The organism is Hymenobacter sp. DG25B (assembly GCF_000801315.1).
Classification (GTDB): domain Bacteria; phylum Bacteroidota; class Bacteroidia; order Cytophagales; family Hymenobacteraceae; genus Hymenobacter.
The window spans coordinates 2,077,900-2,099,596 of the sequence record NZ_CP010054.1; the positions used below are offsets into that span (position 1 = coordinate 2,077,900).

Genomic DNA, 21,697 nt, shown 5'->3' on the forward strand with positions numbered 1-21,697 from the left:
TCAAGCGCCAGATTCCTCGCGCTGCTCGGAATGACAGATTCTATACAAGCGCTTTGGTCATTTACAAAGAGATGCAACTTACGCTTTCCAGCGACGAAGGGCTACATCTGATCAGCCTAACACCCGCAATTTCGCAAAACTCAGCAATAACGTTTTCTCGCCTACTTCCTCAAAGTGGATAATGGCTTTGGTAGAGCCGGCCTGCGTTTCCAGCTGGGTTACCTTGCCAAAGCCAAACTTGGGATGCTCCACGCGCTGCCCGGTTTGCAGATTGCTGGTGTCAGAAGGCTGAAAATCAAAAGGCGCTACGTATTTGGTGGCCACTGTTTTGCGCGGGGCCGGCGGAATCAGGTTGCTGCGGCGCTCGAAAACGTGGCCGAAGGGCGAATCGCCCGAGCCCGAGCCTGCCGGACCGGCGGAGAACTTGAAGTCCACGTACTGTGGGTCGATTTCATCCAGAAAGCGGCTTTTTTCGCAGCTGCGCAGGTTGCCCCACTGGTAGCGGGAGGTGGCGTAGCTGAGGGTGAGCTTTTTCTCGGCCCGCGTGATGGCTACGTAGAACAGGCGGCGCTCTTCCTCCAGGTCGGCCCGCGAGGTAATCATCATCTGGCTGGGGAACAGGTTTTCCTCCATACCCACTATGTATACGTTGCGAAACTCCAGGCCCTTGGCCGAGTGAATCGTCATCAGCGTCACGGATTCGCCTTCGTCCTTGGCATCTTTCAGGTCGGAATCCGTGACCAGGGCAATGTCCTGCAGGAAGGCGCCCAGGGACTTATCCTCGCGCTCGGCATCCTCGGTGTAGGCCTTGATACCGTTCAGTAGCTCCTGAATGTTCTCGTAGCGGGAGAGGCCTTCAATGCTCTTATCGGCATACAGCTCCTCAATCATGCCCGAGTTCTTGGCAATGAATTTGGCTGCCTCAAAGGCATCTTCCTTAGCCGCCACGGCCGTATAGCTCTTTATTTTCTCAGCGAAGTCCACCACTGGGTTAGACACGCGGGTGGGCAGGAACTGGTCGGCGTTGGCTACCACTTCCCAAATGGTGTGGTTAGATTCCTCGGCCGCGTTAATCAGCTTGCTGATGGTGGTGTCGCCGATGCCGCGCTTGGGGTAGTTAATCACCCGGCGCAGGGCCTGCTCGTCGTTCGGGTTTACGGTGAGGCGCAGGTAAGCCACCAGGTCCTTGATTTCCTTGCGCTGGTAAAAGCTCAGGCCCCCAATGATTTTGTAGCGGATATTGAGTTTGCGCAGGGCTTCTTCCATAGCCCGGCTCTGGGCATTGGTGCGGTACAGAATGGCAAAGTCATCATAGGAAAGATGCTGGTTCATCTTGTCCTCGTAGATGCTCTGGGAAACCAGCTTGCCTTCCTCGTTATCAGAAGCAGCTTTCAGTACCTCAATCAGCGGGCCTTCCTCGTTGTCAGAGAAAACGTCTTTGCGCAGCTGAGCCTGGTTGTTTTTGATGACGGAATTGGCCGCCTTCACAATGTTCTTGGTAGAGCGGTAGTTCTGCTCCAGTTTGAACACCTGCAGCTCCGGATAGTCTTTCTCGAAGTTGAGGATGTTCTGAATATCGGCGCCCCGGAAGGCATAAATGCTCTGGGCATCATCGCCCACCACGCAAATGTTCCGGTCCTTGGCGGCCAGCTTGCGCGTAATCAGGTACTGGGAGTAGTTGGTGTCCTGGTACTCGTCCACCATCACATACTTAAAGATGTGCTGGTACTTGTTGAGCACGTCCGGATGGTCCTTGAACAGTACGTTGGTGTTGAACAGCAGATCATCGAAGTCCATGGCGCCGGCCTTGAAACAGCGGTTGAAATACTGCTGGTAAATAGCCCCGATTTTGGGCCGCAGCGCTGCTTCGTCGTCCTGCCGGATAACGGGGTCATTCACGTACTGATGCACGGAAATCAGTTTGTTTTTGGCCGCCGATATGCGTCCCAGCACCATAGCGGGCTTATAGAGCTTGTCGTCCAGCTCCAGCTCTTTCACAATCTGCCCAATCAGGGTTTTGGAGTCCTGCGTGTCGTAGATGGTGAAGGAGCGGGGAAAACCAATTTTATCGGCCTCGGAGCGCAGAATGCGGGCAAAAATGCTGTGGAAGGTGCCCATCCATACGTTTTTCGCCTCCGGGCCTACCACCTTCTCAATCCGGGCGCGCATTTCTTTGGCGGCCTTGTTGGTGAAGGTAAGGGCCAGAATATTGAACGGATCAACGCCTTTTTCCAGCAAGTGGGCAATGCGGTACGTGAGCACGCGCGTTTTGCCGGAGCCCGCGCCGGCTATAATCATGCAGGGGCCTTCGGTGTGCAATACCGCCGCCGCCTGCGATGGATTCAGAAGTTTGTGATAATCTAGTGCCATGCGAATAAACTAAGCGTGTTGGCTTATTAGCAAAGGTACGGCTTTCGGTTGGGGCTAGGAAACCCGTTATCTTTGCAGTCAGTTTTTCTCACAGTGGTTTGGCGGAGGGTGGTGCACGGTGGTTGCCCTGCTGTTCTACCAGCAAGGCACTGGGAGCCATTGGGAGCCAACAGCCATGATTATCATTCAGAATACCGTCATTTCCGATGACGTGCGCGACAATTTCTTCGTCTGCAACCTGGAGGCCTGCAAAGGCGCCTGCTGCGTGGAGGGCGACCTGGGCGCGCCCCTGGAAGAAGCGGAATTAAAGATTCTCGAAACCGAATACGAAGCCATTAAGCCTTTCCTGACCGAGGCTGGCCGCGCTGCCATTGAGCAGCAGGGCCTCTACATTAAAGACTGGGAAGGCGACTACAGCACCACCACCATCAACGACCGGGAGTGCGCCTACGCGCTATATGATGAGCGCGGCATTCTGAAGTGCGGCATTGAGCAGGCCTACCTGGCCGGCGCCACCTCGTTCAAAAAGCCCATCAGCTGCCATCTGTACCCCATCCGCATCAGTAAATATGATGGTTTTGAGGCCCTTAACTACGACCGGTGGGGCATCTGTAACCCGGCCTGCTCGTTCGGCGCCAATTTGGGCGTGCGCGTGTATCAGTTTCTGAAAGACCCGCTCATCCGCAAGTATGGCGAGGATTGGTACGCGGAGCTGGTGCAGGAAATAGAAAATCCGACGCCCGCAGCGTCTTAAGAATTGAAAAAGGCCGGCTATGTAGCCGGCCTTTTCCATGAATAGGGAGGAGGGATGAAAATGCCGCTCAGCCAGGGCTACAGGCAAGGGGCAATGCGGCTTTCTGCCTTTCCACCTTTCTATTAGCCCGTCATGTCTCGACTCCGCTCGACATGATGGGCTTTTTCTAAGTTCTTTTCCAACAACGACCCCAGGCGGGGGCGGGCAGGATGCCTTAATGGTGATGATGGCCGGAATCCGGCTTGCCGAACAGGTTGAGCAGGGAGCCGGCTACATACAGCACCAGCCAGCAGATATACAGCCAGTTGAAGCCCTCCAGGGTGCGGTGCACGAAAAAATGCAGAATCAGGTGCGCCCCCAGGGTCATGAGCAGACCGGTTACGGCAATAAACTGGTAGCTGTTGAGGGCGCTGGGGCGGTAGAGCTTGGAGAAATCCACGGAGCGGGAAATAAGTGGTTGGGTGGGTAACGTAAGGAGGCGCCCCCGAAGTTCGGAGCGGGCGGCAGCCTGGCTTGGGCTGTGCACGCGGCTCAAAGGTAGCAGGCCCCGTGGGCTGGGCCTCAACTCAGGGAGACAGAATGCGTAGGAAACAAAGAAGCATTCATTCTCAACCGCGCAGCAGTATGGCTACTGAAGATAAAAACCAAGAAAACAACATCCGCAAAAACGAACAGCTGGAGAACGAGCGGGACTTTAAAGCCGACCAAAGCAACGGCAAAGTAGTTGGCGACCCTTCTGCCCGCCGCCATGTGGGCGCCCGGGGCTACACCCAACGCTCCGACCAGAAAGACCAGCTGGAAAACCTGCACATTGGCGGCGACGATACCCACCCCGGCGGCGCTAACGAGCACGTCAAAGAAGGCGAAAATGCTGCTGGGCCCGGTTTTCAGAAAGAAGGCAGCGTAGATATGGGCAACGCCATCCGCACGCAGGATCAGGACTTTGGCGAAGACGCCCCCAGTGGCCCCGCCCGCCCGGCGCACGATTAATCCGGTTAAGTACCAAACAAAAACGTCCGGCTCCCTCACGAGCCGGACGTTTTTGTTTGGTCTGCTGCCCATGGTTATCCACTCAGCCATGACTAGGGTAAGTACTATGTAAGCTCGCAAAATGATAGAAGCCACTAGGCAGACGGGCAACTAACGGGCGTACGAACATTCAGTGAATTTTCGCAATGCATAAAATGGCACTGTTTCCGCTCAAAAGAAGTGATATCAGGGTTTTAAGAGGAGAGTGCTTGGATTTTACCTGTATAAGCGAATATATTTAGGGAGTCGTTTCCCCCGCTACACCCGGTAGCATTGGCGGCTCGCCTTCTCTGCTTTACATTCTTACCACCTAACCTCTTGCTACTTTTCTTATGAGCACAGACCCAAACGCATACGACGCTGATAACGCGGAATCCTCCTGGGAAGCAGAAGAAAAATCATTGTCGGCGGGAAATACCCGTTTGGCCATTATTGTAGGAGCTATAGTGCTTTTGGGCGGATTTGGTTATGCCATGATGCCAGGCGGAAAAACCAGCAACAGTGCCTCTGCCATGATGAGCTCCGTAATGCTGGATGGAGAAGCTACCGTGACCGGTGCCGCCGCTAAACCAGAAGCTGCTCCTGCCACAGAAGAAGAAACGGCCAAAGCCGAAGCAGCCGCTGCCGCTGCCAAGACCACCGCTACCACTACCCCGGCCGCCATTGCCGCCGCAGCCGCAGCCGCTAAGCGTGCCACTCCGGCCGCCAACGCAAACAACACTATTGAGCCCATTGCCGCCACCTCCGTTACGGCTCCGGTAGAGGCCGCCCCGGCCCCGGCACCCGCCGTGGTAGCAGAAGCCCCCGCTACGACCAACCTCACCGGCCGCGTGCTGGACGAGGATGGGCAACCACTGGCCGGCGCTACCATCTTCCTGAAAGGCTCCCGTAAAATTGCCAGCGCCGATGCCAATGGCAACTACACCATTGAAGTGCCCGTGGGCGAAAACACGCTCACCTACGGCTACGGTGGCTACCAGGACCAGGTGATGCGCGTGCGCACCGGCCAGTCCGGCAATGTAACGCTGCTGCCCAAGGAAGGTACCCGCCGCCGCAAGCACTAGTCTATGCGAGAACACTACACTGGAATATAAAAAAGGGCTGCAGAGAATCTGCAGCCCTTTTTTATGCGCTTATAGTACGCCTGTAAAGGCATTAGGCCGATCTGGCAAAGCGGCGGCCAACCAGGAAGTAAACCGGGATACCCAGTGCCACCAGCAGCAGGCCGTAGCGCGAGTACTCCGCCGTATCGGGGGCCAGCAGCAGGATAATGCAGAAGGCTGAGGCCAGCAGCACGTAAATGCCCGGCACTACCGGGTAGCCCCAGGCACGGTAGGGGCGCGGGGCCTCGGGGCGGGTGCGGCGCAGCACAAAAATGCCGATGATGGTGATGACGTAGAACAGGATAACCGAGAACATGACGTAGTTCAGCAGCTGCCCGTAAGAGCCGCTCAGGCAAAGCAGGCAGGCCCACAGGCACTGTACCCACAGGGCGCGGGCCGGCACGCCGGCCGCATTCAGGCGGGCCAGCCCGGAGAAAAACAGCCCATCCTTGGCCATGGCATAGTAGGCACGGGCACCGCTGAGAATAATGCCGTTATTGGCGCCAAAGGTGCTCAGCATAATCAGCACGGCCATTACCACGGCCCCGGCGGGGCCCAGCACGTGCTCGGCTACGGCGGTGGCTACCCGGTCATCGGTAGCATACTGAATGCCGCGGCCGGCCAGCGTAGTGGCCTCCGGCGAGCCTACCAGCGGCAGAGCCAGCAGATACACCACGTTCACCAGAATATAGAGAGCCGTAACAATGGCCGTACCAATGGCCATGCTGCGCACCAGGGTGCGTTCGGGGTTCACAATTTCCTCGCCCGCGAAACCAATGTTGTTCCAGGAGTCGGAGGAAAACAGGGAGCCGGTCATGGCCATGCCAATGGCGATAACCAGGCCGGTCATGTCCAGGGGCAGGGGTGCGGCTGCCACGCCGGGGGCGGGGTAGCGCACGGCCGTCCACATGTCGGCAAAGTTGGCCTGCACGGCTTCGGCATTGAGGCCCAAAGTGATGCCGCCGATGATGAGCAGCGCCAGGGCAATGAGCTTGGTAGAGCCCAACACGTTCTGAATGAGCTTGCCGGTGCGCACGCCCTGGGCATTAAGCGCCGTAATGGCTACAATAAGTACAATGGCCAGCAGCTGCACGGTGCTGAACGCAAACGGCCCGATGTTGAACAGCACGTTCTTCACGCTGAACCAGGGCACCAGCACGCCGGTAAACTTGGCAAAGGCCACGGCCACGGCGGCAATTACGCCGGTCTGAATTACGAGAAACAGCGTCCAGCCGTACAGGAAGGCCGTGAGGCGCCCGAAGGCTTCCCGCAGGTACACGTACTGCCCGCCTACCTTGGGAAACATAGAGGCCAGCTCGCCGTAGCTCACGGCCCCGGCCAGGGTAATAACGCCGGTAAGCAGCCACACCACCAAAAGCCAACCCGCCGAGCCCACCTGCCGGGCAATATCAGCGGAAACAATAAAGATACCGGAGCCAATCATGCTGCCGGTTACTATCATAATGGCATCAAAAAGCGTGATGGCGCGCTGAAACTGTCCTTGTTGTTCTTCGGGCATACAGGAGGAGGGTAGAAGTTTTGCCGGAAGATAGAAAGAAAGCGAGGAGATAGGTGAAATGCTGTTTTTTCTACTTAGGCGCAGAACATAAAGAGTGTTTGCCCGCAATAATATGTTGCTTCATCCTCCACTGGGTAAAGGTTAGCCCAACAAGTACCGGGGTAGTATGCTTTGAGATGAAACGAAGCAAGGCATTAAAGTCAAATACAGAAAAGAGCCCCGCCATGCTATGACGGGGCTCTTTGCAATAGTCAGCATTAAGGATCTGTTTTCGATTTCCAGTGCCTGCTATTCTACTTGGTGTTATCGATTAGCATGTTGCATGCCTGCGAGAAATCCATCCCAATAAGCTGAGCCTGGATAAGCATTTGCGTCTGAGTTTTCCCGGCATTGGTCCTCTTTCATGGCAAACGATTCCCAGTAAGTTGAGGACTCCCGATCAAGCGACTCCGCCCATGCTTTACCATCATTCATGCCTTGTTGAAACAAAGTCAACACCTGCTTAACCATTGTATTTACACCTGCCTGAGCAGTTAAGTTAGCTCCGCCAACTACTAATAATGCGGCAAGAGAAAGAAAGCGAAATACCTTTTTCATAAGAATGAGTGGGTAATAAAAATGAAACACAAGTCTCTCGGTCAGGAGGAGATGTTGCAAACCACATTCATTCCGGGGGTTGATAAAAGGAAGATAGCAAGGGAATGGTGACTATTCTGATTTGTGTTTTTTATATAACATCTCTAATTTAATTGTGCATAAGGCAGAAACAGCGTTATCAAAATCCATTGATAAAGACCTATTTCATGGGATATTAGTGACAACAAATATTAGTAAAGCAAAATCTTGTACATATTGATAGACAAATGTTTTGAAAGACACTTCTCTAAAAAGGAGAGTTAACTCTTAATGGGGTTAGGCTTACTATCCTTCCTTCGTCAGCACGCGGTATTCGGGGTCTTCCAGGATATTCACTTCTATCAGGGCGCCGGCGTTGTGCAGGAGCTGGCGGCAGTCGGGGCTGAGGTGGCGCAGGTGCAGGGTTTTGCTCAGGCGCTGGTAGCGCTCCGTGAGCTTGTTCAGGGCCTCAATGCCGGACATATCGGCCACGCGGCTTTCCCGGAAGTCGATGATGACTTTGGCGGGGTCCTGGGGCACGTCGAACTTCTCGGTGAAGGCCTGCACCGAGCCGAAGAAAAGCGGGCCGTAGATTTCATAGTGCTTGGTGCCAGCCTCATCCAGGTACTTGCGGGCCCGGATGCGCTTGGCGTTTTCCCAGGCAAAAGCCAGCGCCGATACCACTACACCCAGCAGCACGGCCAGCGCCAGATTTTGGGAAATGGCCGTTACCAGCGTGACCAGCAGCATTACCAGTACATCGGTGAGGGGCATTTTGCGCAGAATGCGCAGGCTGGCCCACTCAAAGGTGCCTATCACCACCATAAACATAACGCCTACCAGCGCGGCCAGCGGGAGGCGCTCTATCAGGGAAGAGCCCGCTACCACAAACAGGGCCAGCGCCAGGGCAGCCACCACGCCCGAAAGGCGCCCGCGCCCCCGGCTTTCCAGGTTTACCATGGTCTGCCCAATCATGGCGCAGCCGCCCATGCCGCCGCACAGCCCGGAGGCCACGTTGGCCAGGCCCTGGGCCACGCAGTCCTGGTTGCCGCGGCCGCGGGTATCCGTCATTTCATCTACCACCGTGAGCGTGAGCAGGCTTTCCGTGAGGCCTACCAGCGCCATGATAACGGCATAAGGAAATACCACCACCAGCGTATGCCAGGCCAGCGGCACCTGTGGCAGGTGGAACGTAGGCAGTCCGCCCGCAATGGAAGCAATATCACCCACCGACTTGGTTTCCAGCCCCAGCCCGATAACCAGCGCCGACACCACCACAATGGCCGTGAGCGAGGCCGGCACCGCCTTGGTAAGCCGGGGCAGCAGGTACACAATGGCCATAGTGAGCAGCACCAGCCCCAGCATCAGCCACAGCCCCACGCCCGTGAGCCAATGCTCCTGGCCGGTGGCGGTGTCATGCACCTTAAACTGCTCCAGCTGGGCCATGAAGATGATAACCGCCAGACCATTTACGAAGCCATACACCACCGGCTGCGGCACCAGCCGAATAAACTTGCCAAACCGCAGCAGCCCCACGGCCACCTGAATCAGGCCCATCAGCAGCACCGCGGCAAACAGGTACTCCACGCCGTGCTGCGCCACCAGAGCCACAATAACCACCGCCACGGAGCCCGCCGCACCGGAAATCATACCCGGCCGGCCACCCAGCACGCTGGTGATAAGACAAATGATAAAGGCCGAGCCAATGCCCACCAGCGGGCTGATATGGGCCAGCAGCGCAAAGGCCACCACCTCCGGCACCAGGGCCAGCGCCGTGGTAAGCCCGGCCAGAATTTCGTTTTTAACGTTGATTTTATACTGCGCGAAGTAAGGCAGAACAGAAAGCATAAGCAGCTGAGAAAACGGCAAAAGAAAAGCCGCACGCTTCCGGCGGGAAGCGGCGGCAGGGGGTAAATAGGCCAGTCCTCAGGGTGGGGTAAGCTGGAATATAGGGGAAGCGGAATAAAGCATAAGCACCCTCAAAAGTACGACGTGCGGCCGGAAGTATCACCCGCCAAAGCCCACACGGAGTAAGTAGCTACTTATTGCAAAGCTCTGGTGGGCGCTACTGCCAGGGAAGCATCATCGGCTGCCGGTGGGCGGCAGCACGTCTGGCTGCCGATGGTGGCGCAGGCTATCCAGACTCCAGATGCCCGCCCCAAAAGCGGCTATAAACAGGAAGATAAAGCAAAACAGCACGGCCGGCTCGCCCTGGTTAAGCAAGGGCAGCGGGTGCTTGGGAAAGTGCGCCATGAAGTAAGCCACCGCCATTTCGCCGCTGGCTATAAAGGCGGCTACGCGGGTAAACAGGCCCAGCATCACCAGTGTGCCGCCTACCAACTCAATTATACCCGCTACGCCCATCAGGGAGCCCAGGGGCACGGTTTGTCCGTCGCCGGGGAAGCCCAGCAGTTTCTGGCTGCCATGCATAGCAAACAACAAGCCCGCCACAATGCGCAGCAAGGCAAAAGCAATAGCAGAGTAGTTCATAGTAGCGAGGCTGATGAAAGGAGGATAGGCTATGGTAAATACGTGGTGTCCGTCAGAAGGGGTGCCGCAGATGCATCGGGCGTGGGGTTGTTAGAAAAAAGGTGGTCATGTCGAGCGAAGTCGAGACATGACCACCTTTTTTCTAACAACCTCCCTACCTGATGCTTCAACTCTTCCGCGTGGCGGTTTAGGTTGATTAGGGCTGGCGCAGCGCGGCTTCCAGGGCGGCTACGGCGGGCTGGCCGGCGGAAGGGCGGGGGCGCCGGCCTGCAGCAGCTGCCCATCGCGCCCAATGATATAGTAGGCCGGGAAGCTGAACACCTGATAGTTTTCCGCGTCAAGGGAGCCCGTGGCGCGGAGGTGCACGCTACCGGGGCCGGTGAGCTGCCTTTCCGTTAGCACGCGCTGCCACTTTTCCTCCTTATCGCCCACGGCTATGTACACAAACACTACCTCGCGGCCGGCAAACTGCTGGCGCAGGCGCAGGCTGGCGGGCATTTCCTGCAGGCAGGGCGGGCACCAGGTACCCCAAAAATCGAGGTACACTACTTTGCCGCGCAGGCTGTGGAGGGATACGGTTTTGCCGGTATTATCCTGCAGGGTAAAATCGGGGGCGGGCATGCCGGGCTGCACGTTGCGGCGCTTCTCTATCTGGCGGCGCAGCTGCTGACTGGCCGCCGAGTCGCGGTTTTCGGCGCGGAAGGTGGGGTAGGCGGCCAGTACGCCCGGCAGGGTTTTCTCCAGCTGGTAGCTCAGCAGCAGATACATGGCCTGGTCGCGGGTGGCGGTGCGGCCCAGCTCCCGGGTGGCCAGGGCGTAGAGCTGCCGGGCCTGGGCCGGGTCGGCGGTGAGCGAGTCGGTGGGGACCAGGCGCAGGCGGTAGTTTACCAGCAGCATCATGGCCGCCGAGTTTTCATCCAGGTCGCCGCTCATCTGCTCGTAGAGGGTGGAAAGCGGCAGGCCCTGCAGAAAATCGTAGTAGTTGGCGGGCAGCGCGGCCGGTTTGCGGTTCACGCCCAGGTAGTAGGCCGGGTAGTCCATCAGGCTATTAGCCCACCGGATGGTAATGCGCCGGGTGGCTTCCTGCAGGAACTCCGGGGAGAGTTTGTGCTTTTGGGCGTAGGCCGCCAGAAAATCCAGCCGGGCCTGCCGGAAGGCGTCGGCGCGCTGGCGCATCTGCTCCGGCGTGGTGGTGGCCGTGAGGAGCATGTTGGGGCTGGGCACGGGGCTTTTCTGGCCAAACTCAAATGTGTAGAGCGACTGCGCCAGGTAGTTGTTGGCATCGGCGCCCCGGCCGGTGTAGCGTAGCGTCTCATCAAAGCGCGCAAAATCCAGCGTGAGCTGCAGTTTGTCGCCGGGGCTGAGGTAGAGGCTGGTATGCTGGCGGCCTACTTCCAGCTGGGCCCCCGTGGGAGCGGCTAAATCCGGTATTTCCACCCGGAAGTCGCCGGAGGGGCTCAGCGCGGCCTTGGCTTTTTTGAACTGCCCGTACCACACGCGCACCGTGTCGGCGGTGGCGGGGGCATGGTCTAGGTGGCCCTGCACCACGGTTATGCGCGGCGCCTGAGGTGGCGTGGCCGGGCCTGGCAGCAGGGGCAATACAGCACTAAGAAGGAAGGCAGAAAGAGATAAGAGCATAGGGTACAAATGAACAGCAAAGATACGTCCGGCTACAGGAGCCGATACCGGGGCCTGGCGTTGCAAACAGGTGGGGCGGAAGTCGGAAGCTTAAAGAAACGAGCTAGAAGCTAGCAGGCTAGTTCCCCTCCTCAGATGAGGAGGGGCTAGGGGTGGTTGACGAACGCCAGAACGTTCTTTCTTAGGCCGTCATGCTGAGCTTGCCGAACGGAAGGTCGCCGTAGGCAAGCATCCCGCGTGCTGATGTTACCAAACCATCTGTCATCCTGAGCCAAGCGAAGGACCTTCTCACGGCAGAACGGCCATCATAACAACGACTCGTTCCAGCGTGAGAAGGTCCTTCGCTTGGCTCAGGATGACAGGCGAAGAGGGAGAGATGCTTGCCTACGGCGACCTTCCGTTCGGCAAGCTCAGCATAACGCTCCTGGCAAACAACGATTATCAACCACCCCTAACCCCTCCTCATCTGAGGAGGGGAACTAGCTTTCTAGTTTTTTAGTCCCTGCCTCTCAGCTTCTGGCTTCTGTTTTTCCTTACGCCATGTAGCCTTCTTCCGTCTGGCGGATGAGGCTGAGGGCCACCAGGGTATCCAGCAGGGGCTGGGCTTTTTCGGGTTTGAGGCGCTTGAAGCGGGTGGCTACCTGGGCGGCGCTGAGGGGCTGGGCGGCTTGCTGGAGGGCGTCGCGGAGGGCCTGCATTTGCGGGGCCAGCTCGGTGGGCCAGGGCTGCAGGGAGGTGGTGGCGGGCGTGGCGGTGGTGGCGGCGGCCTGGGTGGGCAGGGCGAGGGCGGCTTGCTGCTGGCCGGGAGCCTGGTAGGCGGGGCGCAGGTAGCGGATGTGGCCCTGCTGCTCCTCGCGGGCGCGCTCGTGGTTGAGACGCACCAGGCGCGTGAGCAGCTCGGCCTCGGGCAGGGTGGCGGGCCAATTGTAGGCGTCGGCTACGGCGGCATCCAGCTGCTGGTGCAGGCTGAGCACCACGGAGGCGAGGCCCTGCTGGTTTACCTGCTGGTCTTTGGGGGAGAGGGGCTGGTTGGCGCGCAGCTTCTCCACCACGTTGTAGAGGTCGGTGAGGGTGAGGGTGGGGTGCTGGGCCTGCTGGCGCTTGCGGTGGGCGTCGAGCTGTTCGGCCAGCTCGCGGATGCGGGCCTGCTGCGCGGGCGTGGCGGCGGGGAGGGGGAATGGGTCGAAGCAGCGGGTTTTATTGTAGCGCGGCCTGTCTTCCAAAGTGCCACCTGCGGCTAATGCCCAAACTCGATGTATTCTACTTGATAAAACACCAAGGTGATACGCGTCATCAAGGGCAATAGCAATTAGCATATTGTCCGGCAATACTTCTGCATCAAGAAATTGGAACAGCCGATGCTTAGCAGTTTCTACAGTGGCAATGTAGCGTGGCAAGCCTTTAAGCATTGACCGCAGCTTTGGATTCGTTTCTCCGAAAAGCCACCAATTGTCTCTGCGTGAAGCGCGCTTATTTTCATCACGCTCCGGCTTAACAGTTTCGACTACGTGCTGATAAACCTCTGGGAATCTTTCGAGAACCTGCGAAGTAGTCAGTCCATAGAGGTCAATTACCATTACACCTCGAAGTTTGCCAGTCAAGTCAAGGCCGTTTCTATATACACGGATATGATTTTCCAACCCTTCAATCCGGCCTAAGCCTAGACTGTGGGCTCTATCAGGAGTCACCACGAAACCAGCTCCGTGAAGCTTAACACCAGGGTTACTAATGTCTTTGTTTGACTTCAGGGATTGAGCGCTGTCCAGTTCAGCCCCAATTGTTAAATCTGGCAAAATCCTGCCTTCTTCTGCATCAAAAGTCACTTCAGCCGCTTCGTCGCCTTCGACAGCGGCTTCCGTTTTTAGCACCAGCAGCTGGCCCGAGGACGCGGCGGTGGTCCGTTCGGCTACCGTCATGGCGATGCGCACGGCAGCTCCTTCGGCGGCATCTACCCAGGGGTGGTCGGGAATGGCGAAGGTGAGGGTGAGCGGGGGTGTGTCGCCTTCCAGGAAGGGCTGCATCACGCGGCGGTTGAAGGTTTGCTTGAGGCTGTTGGTGGTGATGAAGCCGAACCGCTCGGCGGGGCCGCGCTGCACGGCCGCGGCGGCGTTGTACCACCAGTACATCACCAAATCGGCGGAATCGGGCACGCGGCCTTTGTAGGCTTTGCGCAGGGCTTCGGTGTAGCCGTCGCCGAGGGCGTCGCGCATGCGGGCCGGCCCCACAAACGGCGGGTTGCCCACGATAAAATCAGCTTCGGGCCACTCGGCGGGCTGGGGGTTGGGGTAGTCCAGCACGGGCGTGCGGGCGGTTTCGTCGGGCACAGGCTGGCCGGTGGCGGGGTGCAGGCGGGTGGTGCCGTCCCAGCGGGTCACGGGCTGGCCGTGGGCGTCGAGGCGGGGCGTGGGCGCGTCGTGGCGCAGGGCGGCGTCCTGCTGGCGGATGTTCTGGTACTCATCCAGCAGAGGCTCGCGCAGCTGGGTGTCGCCGTGGGTGCGCAGGTGCCACTGCAGGTAGCCGATGCGCAGCACCACATCGGCAATGGCGGCGGCGCGCGGGTTCAGCTCCAGGCCCAGCAGCTGCCGGGGCGAGACGGTGGTGCCGCCGCCCAAATCGAGCAGGCCGCTGTGCCCAAAGGCGTTGATGGCGGCCAGCACCTCGCCCTCCAGGCGCTTGAGGTGCTCCAGGGTAACGTAGAGGAAGTTGCCGGAGCCGCAGGCAGGGTCCAGAATGCGCAGGCTGGTGAGGCGCTGCAGGAAGCGCACCAGCTCCTGGCGGGCTTCGCGGGGCTGGTCTTCCTCGAGGCGGCGGGCGCTGGCGGCCTGGGCGGCCGTCCACTCCCGGCGCAGGGGCTCCAGCACGGTGGGCAGCACCAGGCGCTCTACGTAGCGGCGCGGGGTGTAGTGGGCGCCCAGACTGTGGCGCTCCTTGGGGTCGAGGGCGCGCTCCAGCAGGGTGCCGAAGATGGCGGGCTCCACGGCCGTCCAGTCGGCTTCGGCGGCTTTCAGCAGCAGGGCCATCTGGTCGGGGGTGAGGGGCAGGGCAGTGGCATCGTGAAAGAGCTTGCCGTTGAAGCGCCGCACGCGGGCTTTGAGGTCGGGGGAGAAGCCGCCGGTATCCATGGTGCGCCAGAGGGCGGCGAGGGCATCGGGCAGAAACTCGCGCATTTCCGGGGTGGAGTAGGTGCGCAGCATACCCGTGAAGCTGTTTTTAGGAATCAGCCCCACGTCCTCGGAGAACATGGTGAACAGGCAGCGCATGAGAAACTGGGCCACCACCTCGGGCGCGTGCCCGGCCCGCTCCAGCTGCGCCGATACGCCGGCCAGGTAGCCGGCCAGCTCGCGCGTAACGCGGGCGGCGCGGCGGGAGGGGTCCAGCTCGCGGGGGGTTAGCCAGATGCCGCGCAGCAGCAGGCGGGTGGCCTCTTCCTGCAGGGCCGCGAGGGGCAGGCGGAAGCGCGTCTGGTCGGGGAAGGGCACGAAGGAGTCGCCCACGCCGGCAAAGTTGGCATACACATCAATGCAGTAGCCCACATCTACCACCAGCACAAACAGGGGGCGGGGCTCCTCGGGCGGGAGGGCGCGCACGTAGCCCAGGGCCTGCTGGCGGGCGGCCTGCATCATTTGCTCCCACTTCAGGGAGCCGCGCAGGGCGTGGCCTTTGCGGCGCTTTTCGGGGCTGAGGCCCAGCTCGGCGCGCTCGGCCTTTTGCTGCTGGTCGGGGGTATCGGTGCCCTGCTTGGTTTCCAGGATAAAGCAGCCGCGCTTGTAGAGGTCGATGCGGCCGGTGCTTTTTTTGGGGCCGTCGCGGAATTCCACGGCGCGCTCCAGCACGTACTGGTCCTGGGTGGGCAGGTCGGTGGTGGGCTCGGGGCGGGGCACCTGGAGTAGGTCGCAGAGGTCCTGCAGGAAGAGGCCATAATTGGCGCGCTCAGCGCCGCCGGCCGGGCGCCAGCGGGCTTCAAAATCAGGGTAATTCACGCGGGATAGTAGCAGAGAGTAAAATGGGCCGGGAAGATAGGGGGAATTGACGGGCAGGCAAGGCCGCGGGGCGGGGCAGGGGAGCGTTTGGGTAGGCTTCTTTTTAAAGGGGCAGGGGGAGTTTTTAGTTAGGTTCTAAAGGAACGTCATTCCATCAGAACGGGGCATGTAGAGCATTCTGCGCATCCAGCCGCGGATCGAGCCATCCCGCGGGCTGGGGTTGTTGTTGGGAAACAAACGATTAAAAAAGAGCGTCATTCCAGTAGAGTCCGTCATGCTGAGCGCAGCCGAAGTATCTCGCGTGGGATGGCACGGTCCGTGGCTGGGTGCGCCACCTGCTCGACAGGACGTTCTGATAGAACCTTAACCACAACCTTACCAGGGCACGTTCTTTCCCTGCAACATCACCCCTAAACCCCGGGCCGGGGGCTTGCCGGGGGTGGTCTGAAACAAAGCGGCGGCCAGCCGGTCTGCATAGCGGTTCTTCTTGTTTTGCCCGCTATGCTTCACTTCACTGCCGCCGACATTCAGGCCCTGGAAAAAATCTACCGCCTCAACCTGGTGAATGGGCTGCCCGGCTTTAAACCCGCCAACCTCATTGGCACGGTGGGCGCTACGGGCATTACCAACCTGGCCGTGTTCAGCTCGGCCCTGCACCTGGGCTCCGACCCACCCCTGCTGGGCCTGGTAACGCGGCCGGCCACCGTGCCCCGGCACACGTACCAGAACATTCTCAGCAACGGCTGCTACACCCTCAACCACGTGCCGGTGGCGCTGGCCGCCCAGGCCCACTATACCTCCGCCAACTTTGCCGAAGAGGTATCGGAGTTTGCGGCCTGCGGCTTTACGCCCCTGTACCGCCACAACTTCCCGGCCCCGTATGTGGCCGAAAGCGCCCTGAGCATGGGGCTGCGCCTGCGCGAGGAGCTGCCCATTTCCAACGGCACCGTGCTGCTGGTGGGCACCGTAGAGCACGTTTACCTGCCGCAGGCCGGCCTGCGCCCCGATGGTACCCTGGACCTGGTGGCGCTGGGCAGCGCCTGCATCTCCGGCCTGGATGCCTACCACGCCGCAACGGAGCCCACCCGCTTTGGCTATGCCCGGGCAGGCCAGCCGCCCGTGCCGCTGGCGGAGTAGGTTTTCTGTTTTGGCCAATCGAGCTTGTTGAAGCACCTGGCGTGGGGTGGTTGCGGTAGAGACGCACTATTTTGCGTCTCGTCGGTGCTGAGGTTGTTTAGGCGGCGCGGTGCTGGTCGTTCAACGACGAGGCGCAAAATAGTGCGCCTCTACCCCACACAGTGAATCGGCATGACAGCCTTTTTCCAACATCATCCACAGGTGGTTCCGGTGACTAGTGCCACCCTTTCATCGGCCTGAAAGAAAGGGTGGGAGGGGCGGTAAGTTTTTTTACCTTCGGCGCTCCAATCCGCCCTACTCCAATGAACAAAGCATTCTGCCTGGCCGGTGGCCTTCTTGCACTGCTCGGCGCCGGCGCGCCCGCTGCCCATGCCCAGACGCCCGGCTCCTGGGGCACCTGGTTTATTGGCACCGTGCAGCTCCCGGGCACGCCCGAGAAGAAGTGGGGCGGCTTTGCCGAGTTACAGGCCCGCACCAACGGCATGTTCAGCCAGTACTTCTACAACGAGCTGAAAGGTGGCCTGAGCTACGACCTGGACAAGAACTTTACCGTGATGGTGGCCGGCGGGCGCTACGCCACCTACACGCCCAAAAACCTGGAGGCCGGCCCCAACAATAAAGAAGCCCGCCTCTGGCTGCAGCTGGTGCTCAACCAGTACATGAGCCGCCTGAAAGTGGAGCACCGCTACCGCCTGGAGCAGCGCTGGTTTAACTACCGCGACGACAGTACCTCTACCCGCAACCGCCTGCGCTACCGCCTCAATACCTTCCTGCCGCTCAATAACAGCACCATCACGGCCAATACCGTGTTTTTATCGGTGTATGATGAGATATTCCTGAACCCCAAGGGGCCGGTGTTTGAGCGCAACCGGCTATATGCCGGCGTGGGCTACCAGTTTAATGACCATCTCACGGTGCAGGGCGGTTGGATAAATCAGGCTAATTACAACGTGCCTACGTTTAAGCAGGGCCAGTTTGTGCCCCCGAATACTTCGGCCAAGCATAACCTGGTGTTCTCGGTGGTGTATAAGCTGGCCCACCGCAACACTGCCCCGGCCGAGGACCACATGCCTTCCCACCAGGACTAGCGCTTTGCTTTTTCCTGTAGCGAGGCAGAGCAGGCCTTGACAGTTGGCCTTTAAAACCAAAACAGCGTTACCCGGTCGGGTAACGCTGTTTTGGTTTTGAGAAGAGGGAAACAGATGAACTACAGTACCACCAGTTTTTTGCTGATTTTGGTGGTCCCATCGGTTACCTGCAGCTGGTATACGCCGGCCTGCAGGGCGGCTTCCTGCTGCACATTCAAGCTCTCGGCGGAGGTGGTTTTGCGCCACACCACGCGGCCCTGCATATCCAGCACGCGGATGCTCACGGTAGGGGCCGCGGCCGTGCGCCGGCTCAGGCGCAGCAGCACGGGCTGGCCGGCGGCCTGTGGGTTGGGGTACAGCTCGGCGGCCAGGGAAGCGGGTGCCACCTTGGCGGCACTGGTAGCGGTAGCCGGCTGTGTCAGGGCCGTGGTAGTGGTGCTAAGCAGAAAATAGCAGGCGCCGGTAAGGGAAATAGGCCTCTGCCGAAACCTAATTTACTGGCCCTTAAGGCAAAGAATCAAGTTTTGGATAGGCCCATAGCGGCAGGCTGACGCGGCAACTCAGCCGCTGTGCACACTTGCTGCACACGTAAAACCAGGGGTAATCTGTTCCCGCGCCGTAAGGTCAAGCGGCTGGTGGCCGGGGAGGATTACGGTTAAAAAACACGCAGAATTTTAGCGGATGACAAGCTTTTATACCGGTTTTGGGTGCGGTGGCAGTGTGGTAACGGATTTTAGGAGCCGGGTAAGCCAGGCTTTATGAGCAGTAGGCTTTCGGGGTATTTAACCTTCATTAACTGTGCTGCTAAGCGGTGTCGAATCGAATGATTAGGCGAAACATCACGCCCAAAATCATCTGTCGTCCTGAGCTTGCGAAGGACCTTATCCCGTTCGAACGAGTCGTTGTTACGATTATCGTTCTGCGGTGAGAAGGTCCTTCGGCTGCTGCCTCAGGATGACAGATAGGGGATGCAGGACCATAGCCGGGCAACGTCAGCAGCACATTCTATTGCCTTCCCGTCTATATAAAAACAGGCTGAAACAGCGCCCGTATTTCACCGCCCGGGCCCTGGCGCAAAACCTTCCGGCTGCTCCCGCCGAATAGCTACCTTTGCCGCCTTCCGCTTTCCACCCTGGCTGTGTTGCATGTCCAATAAGTTACTGGTGTTTCTGGCCGGGCTGCTGCTGATTTCGGCGCTGGGCTCCTACGTATACTACCGGCGCACGGTGGCCCGCGTGCCCGTTGATGCCTGGGCCCTGGTGCCTGATGATGCTGTATTCGTCATTGCCACCCGCGACCATCCTACGCTGGTGCGCCACCTCAAGGAAACCCAGCTGTGGGACAACCTCACGGCCCTGCCTTATTTCCAGCAGTTTGAGGAAAACGCCGTGCTGCTGGACAGCCTTACTAACAGCCGCAATAACCTGCTGCGTTTTCTGGGGCGCAAAACCGTGCTGGCCTCCGTGCATGTAACGGGCCCCGGTTCCTTTGATTTGCTGTATCAGGTGCCGCTGAACAGCGTGCGTGAGTTCCGGCAGGTGCGGGGCGCGGCCGAAGCCCTGGGGCGCCTGCCGCGCTTTATGGTGCAAACCCGCGAGTTTCATAATCAGGTTATTACCGATATCCGGGAGAAGGGCACTGGGGCGGGCGTTACCTATTTCAACTACCGCAACCACCTCATTGCCAGCGCCAGCCCTCTGCTCATTGAGAAGGTAATTGCCCGCATCGAGCACGAAGGCCAGCCCTCCGTAGCCGCCGATTTTCATAACATCGATTACCAAAAGCTGAAGGGTGTAGATGCTACCCTGCTGGTAAACTACCGGCAGCTGCCCCCTTTCCTGAACCTGTTTTTCCGGCCCGAGCTGCGCCCCAGCCTGGAAATGCTCACGGGTCTGGGCAAAAATGGTCTCCTAGAAATGCAGCTGGCCGGCAACAAAGTAGTGTTCAACGGCTTCACCAACCCCGAAACCGCCCGCGACGCACTGCATCAGCGCCTGCGGGGCCAGATGCCCCAGCGCCTGCGCATGGCCGATATTCTTTCCCTGCGCACGGCTGTGCTGCTGCATCTGGGCACCCAAAAGCCCGCCACGCTGCGCCAACCCATGCCCGCCCTGCCCGATTCCACCGTTAGCACCGCGCTGGATTCCGTGGCGGCCCTGCTGGATGGGGAAGTAGCCCTGTGCTACCTGGCCTCGGCCTCGGCCCGGCAGGCCCCCGCACGCATTGCCCTGGCCCACACCGCCGATGCCCGCCGGATGGCCGTGGCGCTGGGCCGCCTGCGCCGGGCCACCGGGGGCAGCCCTTCTTTTGAGCGGGTAGGGCCCTACCAGATATACCAGGTAGGCATAGAGGAAGTGCCGGCCCGCCTGCTGGGGCCGCTGTTCCGGGGCTTTGGCGCCGGGGTGGTGGTGCAGGCCGGCAGCTTTGTGGCCTTTGCCCAGACTTCGGCCGAGCTGCGCCCCTGGCTGCAGGATGTGGTAGCGGGTAAGGTGTGGGCTAAATCGCCCACACAGGTGGCTTTTCTGGAAGAAATGCAGCCACTGGCTCGCCTCAGCGTGATTATGGATGCCCAGAACAGCTGGAACGTGCTGCTGCGCGCCCTGAAGGAGGACCGCCGGGCCGGCCTGCTGCGCAATGAAAGCCTGTTCAAACGCTTTCCGCAGCTGGCCCTGCAGTTGGTGCCCCCCGCCGATAGTGAGCAGGAGAAAGGCGCCCAGTATTTTACCCAGCTGCTGCTCCGGCACCCGGCCGTAAACAACGTGGCTCAGGGCGCGCTGGCCGCCGAGGATGGCGGATCCCTCACGTTCAAAAGCGGCCTGATGACGCCGCCCCTGCTGGTTAACATTGCCAACGCCCGCACGCCCGGCACGCTGGTGCAGGACAGCCTGCGGGTACTGCACTACATTACCCCGGAAAACGTGGCTACCTGGGTTGATACCCTCAGTGGCCCCGTGGTGGGCCCCGTACACCGCCTGCCCGTAGCCGATGCCTCAGGCTTTTTGCTGGCTACCACCAACCAGCTGTACCTGTTTGATCCCCAGGGCCGCCTGGCGCCGCATTTCCCCCTCAACCTACCCGATTCGGTGGAGGTAAGCTCACTCACGCCTTCGCCCCAGAGCCGGGGCGGAGCCACGCGGCTGCTGGTAGGTGGCGGGGGCGGTAACTTCTTTCTCTTCGATACCAACGGCAACGCCTTACCCAACTGGCAGCCCAAGCGCCTGGAGTTTTCCCCGGCCGCGCCGCCGCACTACCTCAGCGTAGCGGGCTCCGATGTGATTGTGGTGCTGCTGGAAAACGGCTACATCTTCGCTTTTGATAAGCAGGGCAGCACTTACCCAGGCTTTCCCATTAGTGTGGGGGCACGGCTGCATACGGCGGCTTTTGTGGAAAGCGGGCCCACGCTGCAGCGCACCCGCCTTACGGTGGTAACCCAGCAAGGGGAGCGGGTACAGTTTAACCTGAGCGGATATGTGCTTACCCGCAGCCGCATCAGCACCTGGAGCCGGGGCTGCACCTTCCGCATCATCCCGGATCAGGTGAAACGCAGTTATGTGATAGTGCGGCAGGAGGCCAACGGCCTGCTTACCTTGTTTGATGCCGCCGGCCGCCGCATCCTGGAGCGCCGCTTCACTACCTCCGACGAAAAACCCGTTCAGTTCTTTGATTTTGGCACGGGACGCCGGCTTTTTGCCATCACGGAGCCCGGCCCCAACCAGGTATATCTCTACAATTCCAAGGGCAAGCAGCTGGGTGGCCGTACCTTCCCCAGTACCGCCCCTACCATAGGAGCCCGGTTTGATACCGGCACCAACAGCTGGATTCTGTACCGCACGGAAGGCCGCGCCCTGCGCCGCACCAGCGTAACGGCCGAGTAATGGGCGGTAAGGGTGTGAGTGAGTGAGTGAGTGTCATTGCGAGGCACGAAGCAATCCGTCTTCTCCGGAGTACGGCCCTTCCTTCTACCAGAAAGCCCT

The 21,697-nt window shown here is 59.6% G+C and carries 15 protein-coding genes; 6 read left to right on the top strand and 9 right to left on the bottom strand.

Features of this window, described 5'->3' with window-relative positions; genetic code table 11:
• Positions 1-111 precede the first annotated feature (111 nt).
• Positions 112-2,370 (bottom strand): ATP-dependent helicase, encoded by a 2,259-nt coding sequence (locus PK28_RS08805; protein ID WP_044513408.1) that lies wholly within the window; start codon positions 2,368-2,370, stop codon positions 112-114.
• Positions 2,371-2,545: 175 nt separating this feature from the next.
• Here PK28_RS08805 and PK28_RS08810 point away from each other — a divergent pair, with 175 nt between their 5' ends.
• The gene (locus PK28_RS08810; protein WP_044513409.1) at positions 2,546-3,124 is read left to right on the top strand and encodes a DUF3109 family protein; all 579 of its coding nucleotides are present in this window, start codon (positions 2,546-2,548) and stop codon (positions 3,122-3,124) included.
• A gap of 214 nt (positions 3,125-3,338) precedes the next feature.
• Here PK28_RS08810 and PK28_RS08815 read toward each other — a convergent pair whose 3' ends face one another.
• A complete protein-coding gene (locus tag PK28_RS08815) occupies positions 3,339-3,650 on the bottom strand; it encodes a hypothetical protein (protein ID WP_231576121.1) in 312 nt (103 codons plus the stop codon).
• Between the two features lie 98 nt (positions 3,651-3,748).
• On the opposite strand from PK28_RS08815, the gene PK28_RS08820 reads away from it, so the two are divergent.
• Both PK28_RS08820 and PK28_RS08825 read left to right on the top strand, forming a co-directional pair.
• Complete coding sequence (locus PK28_RS08820) at positions 3,749-4,114, top strand: hypothetical protein (RefSeq protein WP_044513411.1); 366 nt, start codon at positions 3,749-3,751, stop codon at positions 4,112-4,114.
• 371 nt (positions 4,115-4,485) lie between these two features.
• On the top strand, positions 4,486-5,217 hold the full coding sequence (locus tag PK28_RS08825) for a carboxypeptidase-like regulatory domain-containing protein (RefSeq protein WP_082017035.1): 732 nt from the start codon (positions 4,486-4,488) through the stop codon (positions 5,215-5,217).
• Positions 5,218-5,308: 91 nt separating this feature from the next.
• On the opposite strand, the gene PK28_RS08830 is transcribed toward PK28_RS08825, so the two are convergent.
• The 6 genes from PK28_RS08830 to PK28_RS08855 form a co-directional block, all read right to left on the bottom strand.
• Positions 5,309-6,775: an APC family permease gene (locus tag PK28_RS08830; protein WP_044513413.1), complete on the bottom strand. Its 1,467-nt coding sequence runs from the start codon at positions 6,773-6,775 to the stop codon at positions 5,309-5,311.
• A gap of 303 nt (positions 6,776-7,078) precedes the next feature.
• Positions 7,079-7,372 carry a hypothetical protein gene (locus PK28_RS08835; protein ID WP_156126317.1) on the bottom strand — a complete coding sequence of 98 codons (294 nt, stop codon included), beginning with the start codon at positions 7,370-7,372 and terminating at the stop codon, positions 7,079-7,081.
• 324 nt (positions 7,373-7,696) lie between these two features.
• A complete protein-coding gene (locus PK28_RS08840; protein WP_044513415.1) occupies positions 7,697-9,238 on the bottom strand; it encodes a SulP family inorganic anion transporter in 1,542 nt (513 codons plus the stop codon).
• Positions 9,239-9,472: 234 nt separating this feature from the next.
• On the bottom strand, positions 9,473-9,880 hold the full coding sequence (locus PK28_RS08845) for a DoxX family protein (RefSeq protein WP_044513416.1): 408 nt from the start codon (positions 9,878-9,880) through the stop codon (positions 9,473-9,475).
• A 228-nt stretch (positions 9,881-10,108) separates the two neighbouring features.
• Positions 10,109-11,518: a TlpA family protein disulfide reductase gene (locus PK28_RS08850; RefSeq protein ID WP_156126318.1), complete on the bottom strand. Its 1,410-nt coding sequence runs from the start codon at positions 11,516-11,518 to the stop codon at positions 10,109-10,111.
• Positions 11,519-12,051: 533 nt separating this feature from the next.
• On the bottom strand, positions 12,052-15,498 hold the full coding sequence (locus PK28_RS08855) for a class I SAM-dependent DNA methyltransferase (protein WP_082017036.1): 3,447 nt from the start codon (positions 15,496-15,498) through the stop codon (positions 12,052-12,054).
• Positions 15,499-15,999: 501 nt separating this feature from the next.
• On the opposite strand from PK28_RS08855, the gene PK28_RS08860 reads away from it, so the two are divergent.
• Together PK28_RS08860 and PK28_RS08865 are read left to right on the top strand one after the other, a co-directional pair.
• Positions 16,000-16,635, top strand: coding sequence for a flavin reductase family protein (locus PK28_RS08860; protein ID WP_044513419.1), 636 nt, complete (start codon positions 16,000-16,002; stop codon positions 16,633-16,635).
• 302 nt (positions 16,636-16,937) lie between these two features.
• The gene (locus PK28_RS08865; RefSeq protein ID WP_044513420.1) at positions 16,938-17,723 is read left to right on the top strand and encodes a DUF2490 domain-containing protein; all 786 of its coding nucleotides are present in this window, start codon (positions 16,938-16,940) and stop codon (positions 17,721-17,723) included.
• 119 nt (positions 17,724-17,842) lie between these two features.
• Here PK28_RS08865 and PK28_RS08870 read toward each other — a convergent pair whose 3' ends face one another.
• Positions 17,843-18,109 carry a T9SS type A sorting domain-containing protein gene (locus PK28_RS08870; RefSeq protein WP_044513421.1) on the bottom strand — a complete coding sequence of 89 codons (267 nt, stop codon included), beginning with the start codon at positions 18,107-18,109 and terminating at the stop codon, positions 17,843-17,845.
• Between the two features lie 759 nt (positions 18,110-18,868).
• Between PK28_RS08870 and PK28_RS08875 the strand changes: the two genes are divergently transcribed.
• A complete protein-coding gene (locus tag PK28_RS08875; RefSeq protein WP_044513422.1) occupies positions 18,869-21,598 on the top strand; it encodes a hypothetical protein in 2,730 nt (909 codons plus the stop codon).
• The last annotated feature ends 99 nt before the right edge of the window (positions 21,599-21,697 follow it).

Coding starts and splice junctions, on each gene's coding strand:
- PK28_RS08805 (WP_044513408.1), bottom strand. CDS start 2,370: ATGGCACTAGATTATCACAAACTTCTGAATCCATCGCAGGCGGCGGCG.
- PK28_RS08810 (WP_044513409.1), top strand. CDS start 2,546: ATGATTATCATTCAGAATACCGTCATTTCCGATGACGTGCGCGACAAT.
- PK28_RS08820 (WP_044513411.1), top strand. CDS start 3,749: ATGGCTACTGAAGATAAAAACCAAGAAAACAACATCCGCAAAAACGAA.
- PK28_RS08825 (WP_082017035.1), top strand. CDS start 4,486: ATGAGCACAGACCCAAACGCATACGACGCTGATAACGCGGAATCCTCC.
- PK28_RS08830 (WP_044513413.1), bottom strand. CDS start 6,775: ATGCCCGAAGAACAACAAGGACAGTTTCAGCGCGCCATCACGCTTTTT.
- PK28_RS08835 (WP_156126317.1), bottom strand. CDS start 7,372: ATGAAAAAGGTATTTCGCTTTCTTTCTCTTGCCGCATTATTAGTAGTT.
- PK28_RS08840 (WP_044513415.1), bottom strand. CDS start 9,238: ATGCTTTCTGTTCTGCCTTACTTCGCGCAGTATAAAATCAACGTTAAA.
- PK28_RS08845 (WP_044513416.1), bottom strand. CDS start 9,880: ATGAACTACTCTGCTATTGCTTTTGCCTTGCTGCGCATTGTGGCGGGC.
- PK28_RS08850 (WP_156126318.1), bottom strand. CDS start 11,518: ATGCTCTTATCTCTTTCTGCCTTCCTTCTTAGTGCTGTATTGCCCCTG.
- PK28_RS08860 (WP_044513419.1), top strand. CDS start 16,000: ATGCTTCACTTCACTGCCGCCGACATTCAGGCCCTGGAAAAAATCTAC.
- PK28_RS08865 (WP_044513420.1), top strand. CDS start 16,938: ATGAACAAAGCATTCTGCCTGGCCGGTGGCCTTCTTGCACTGCTCGGC.
- PK28_RS08875 (WP_044513422.1), top strand. CDS start 18,869: ATGTCCAATAAGTTACTGGTGTTTCTGGCCGGGCTGCTGCTGATTTCG.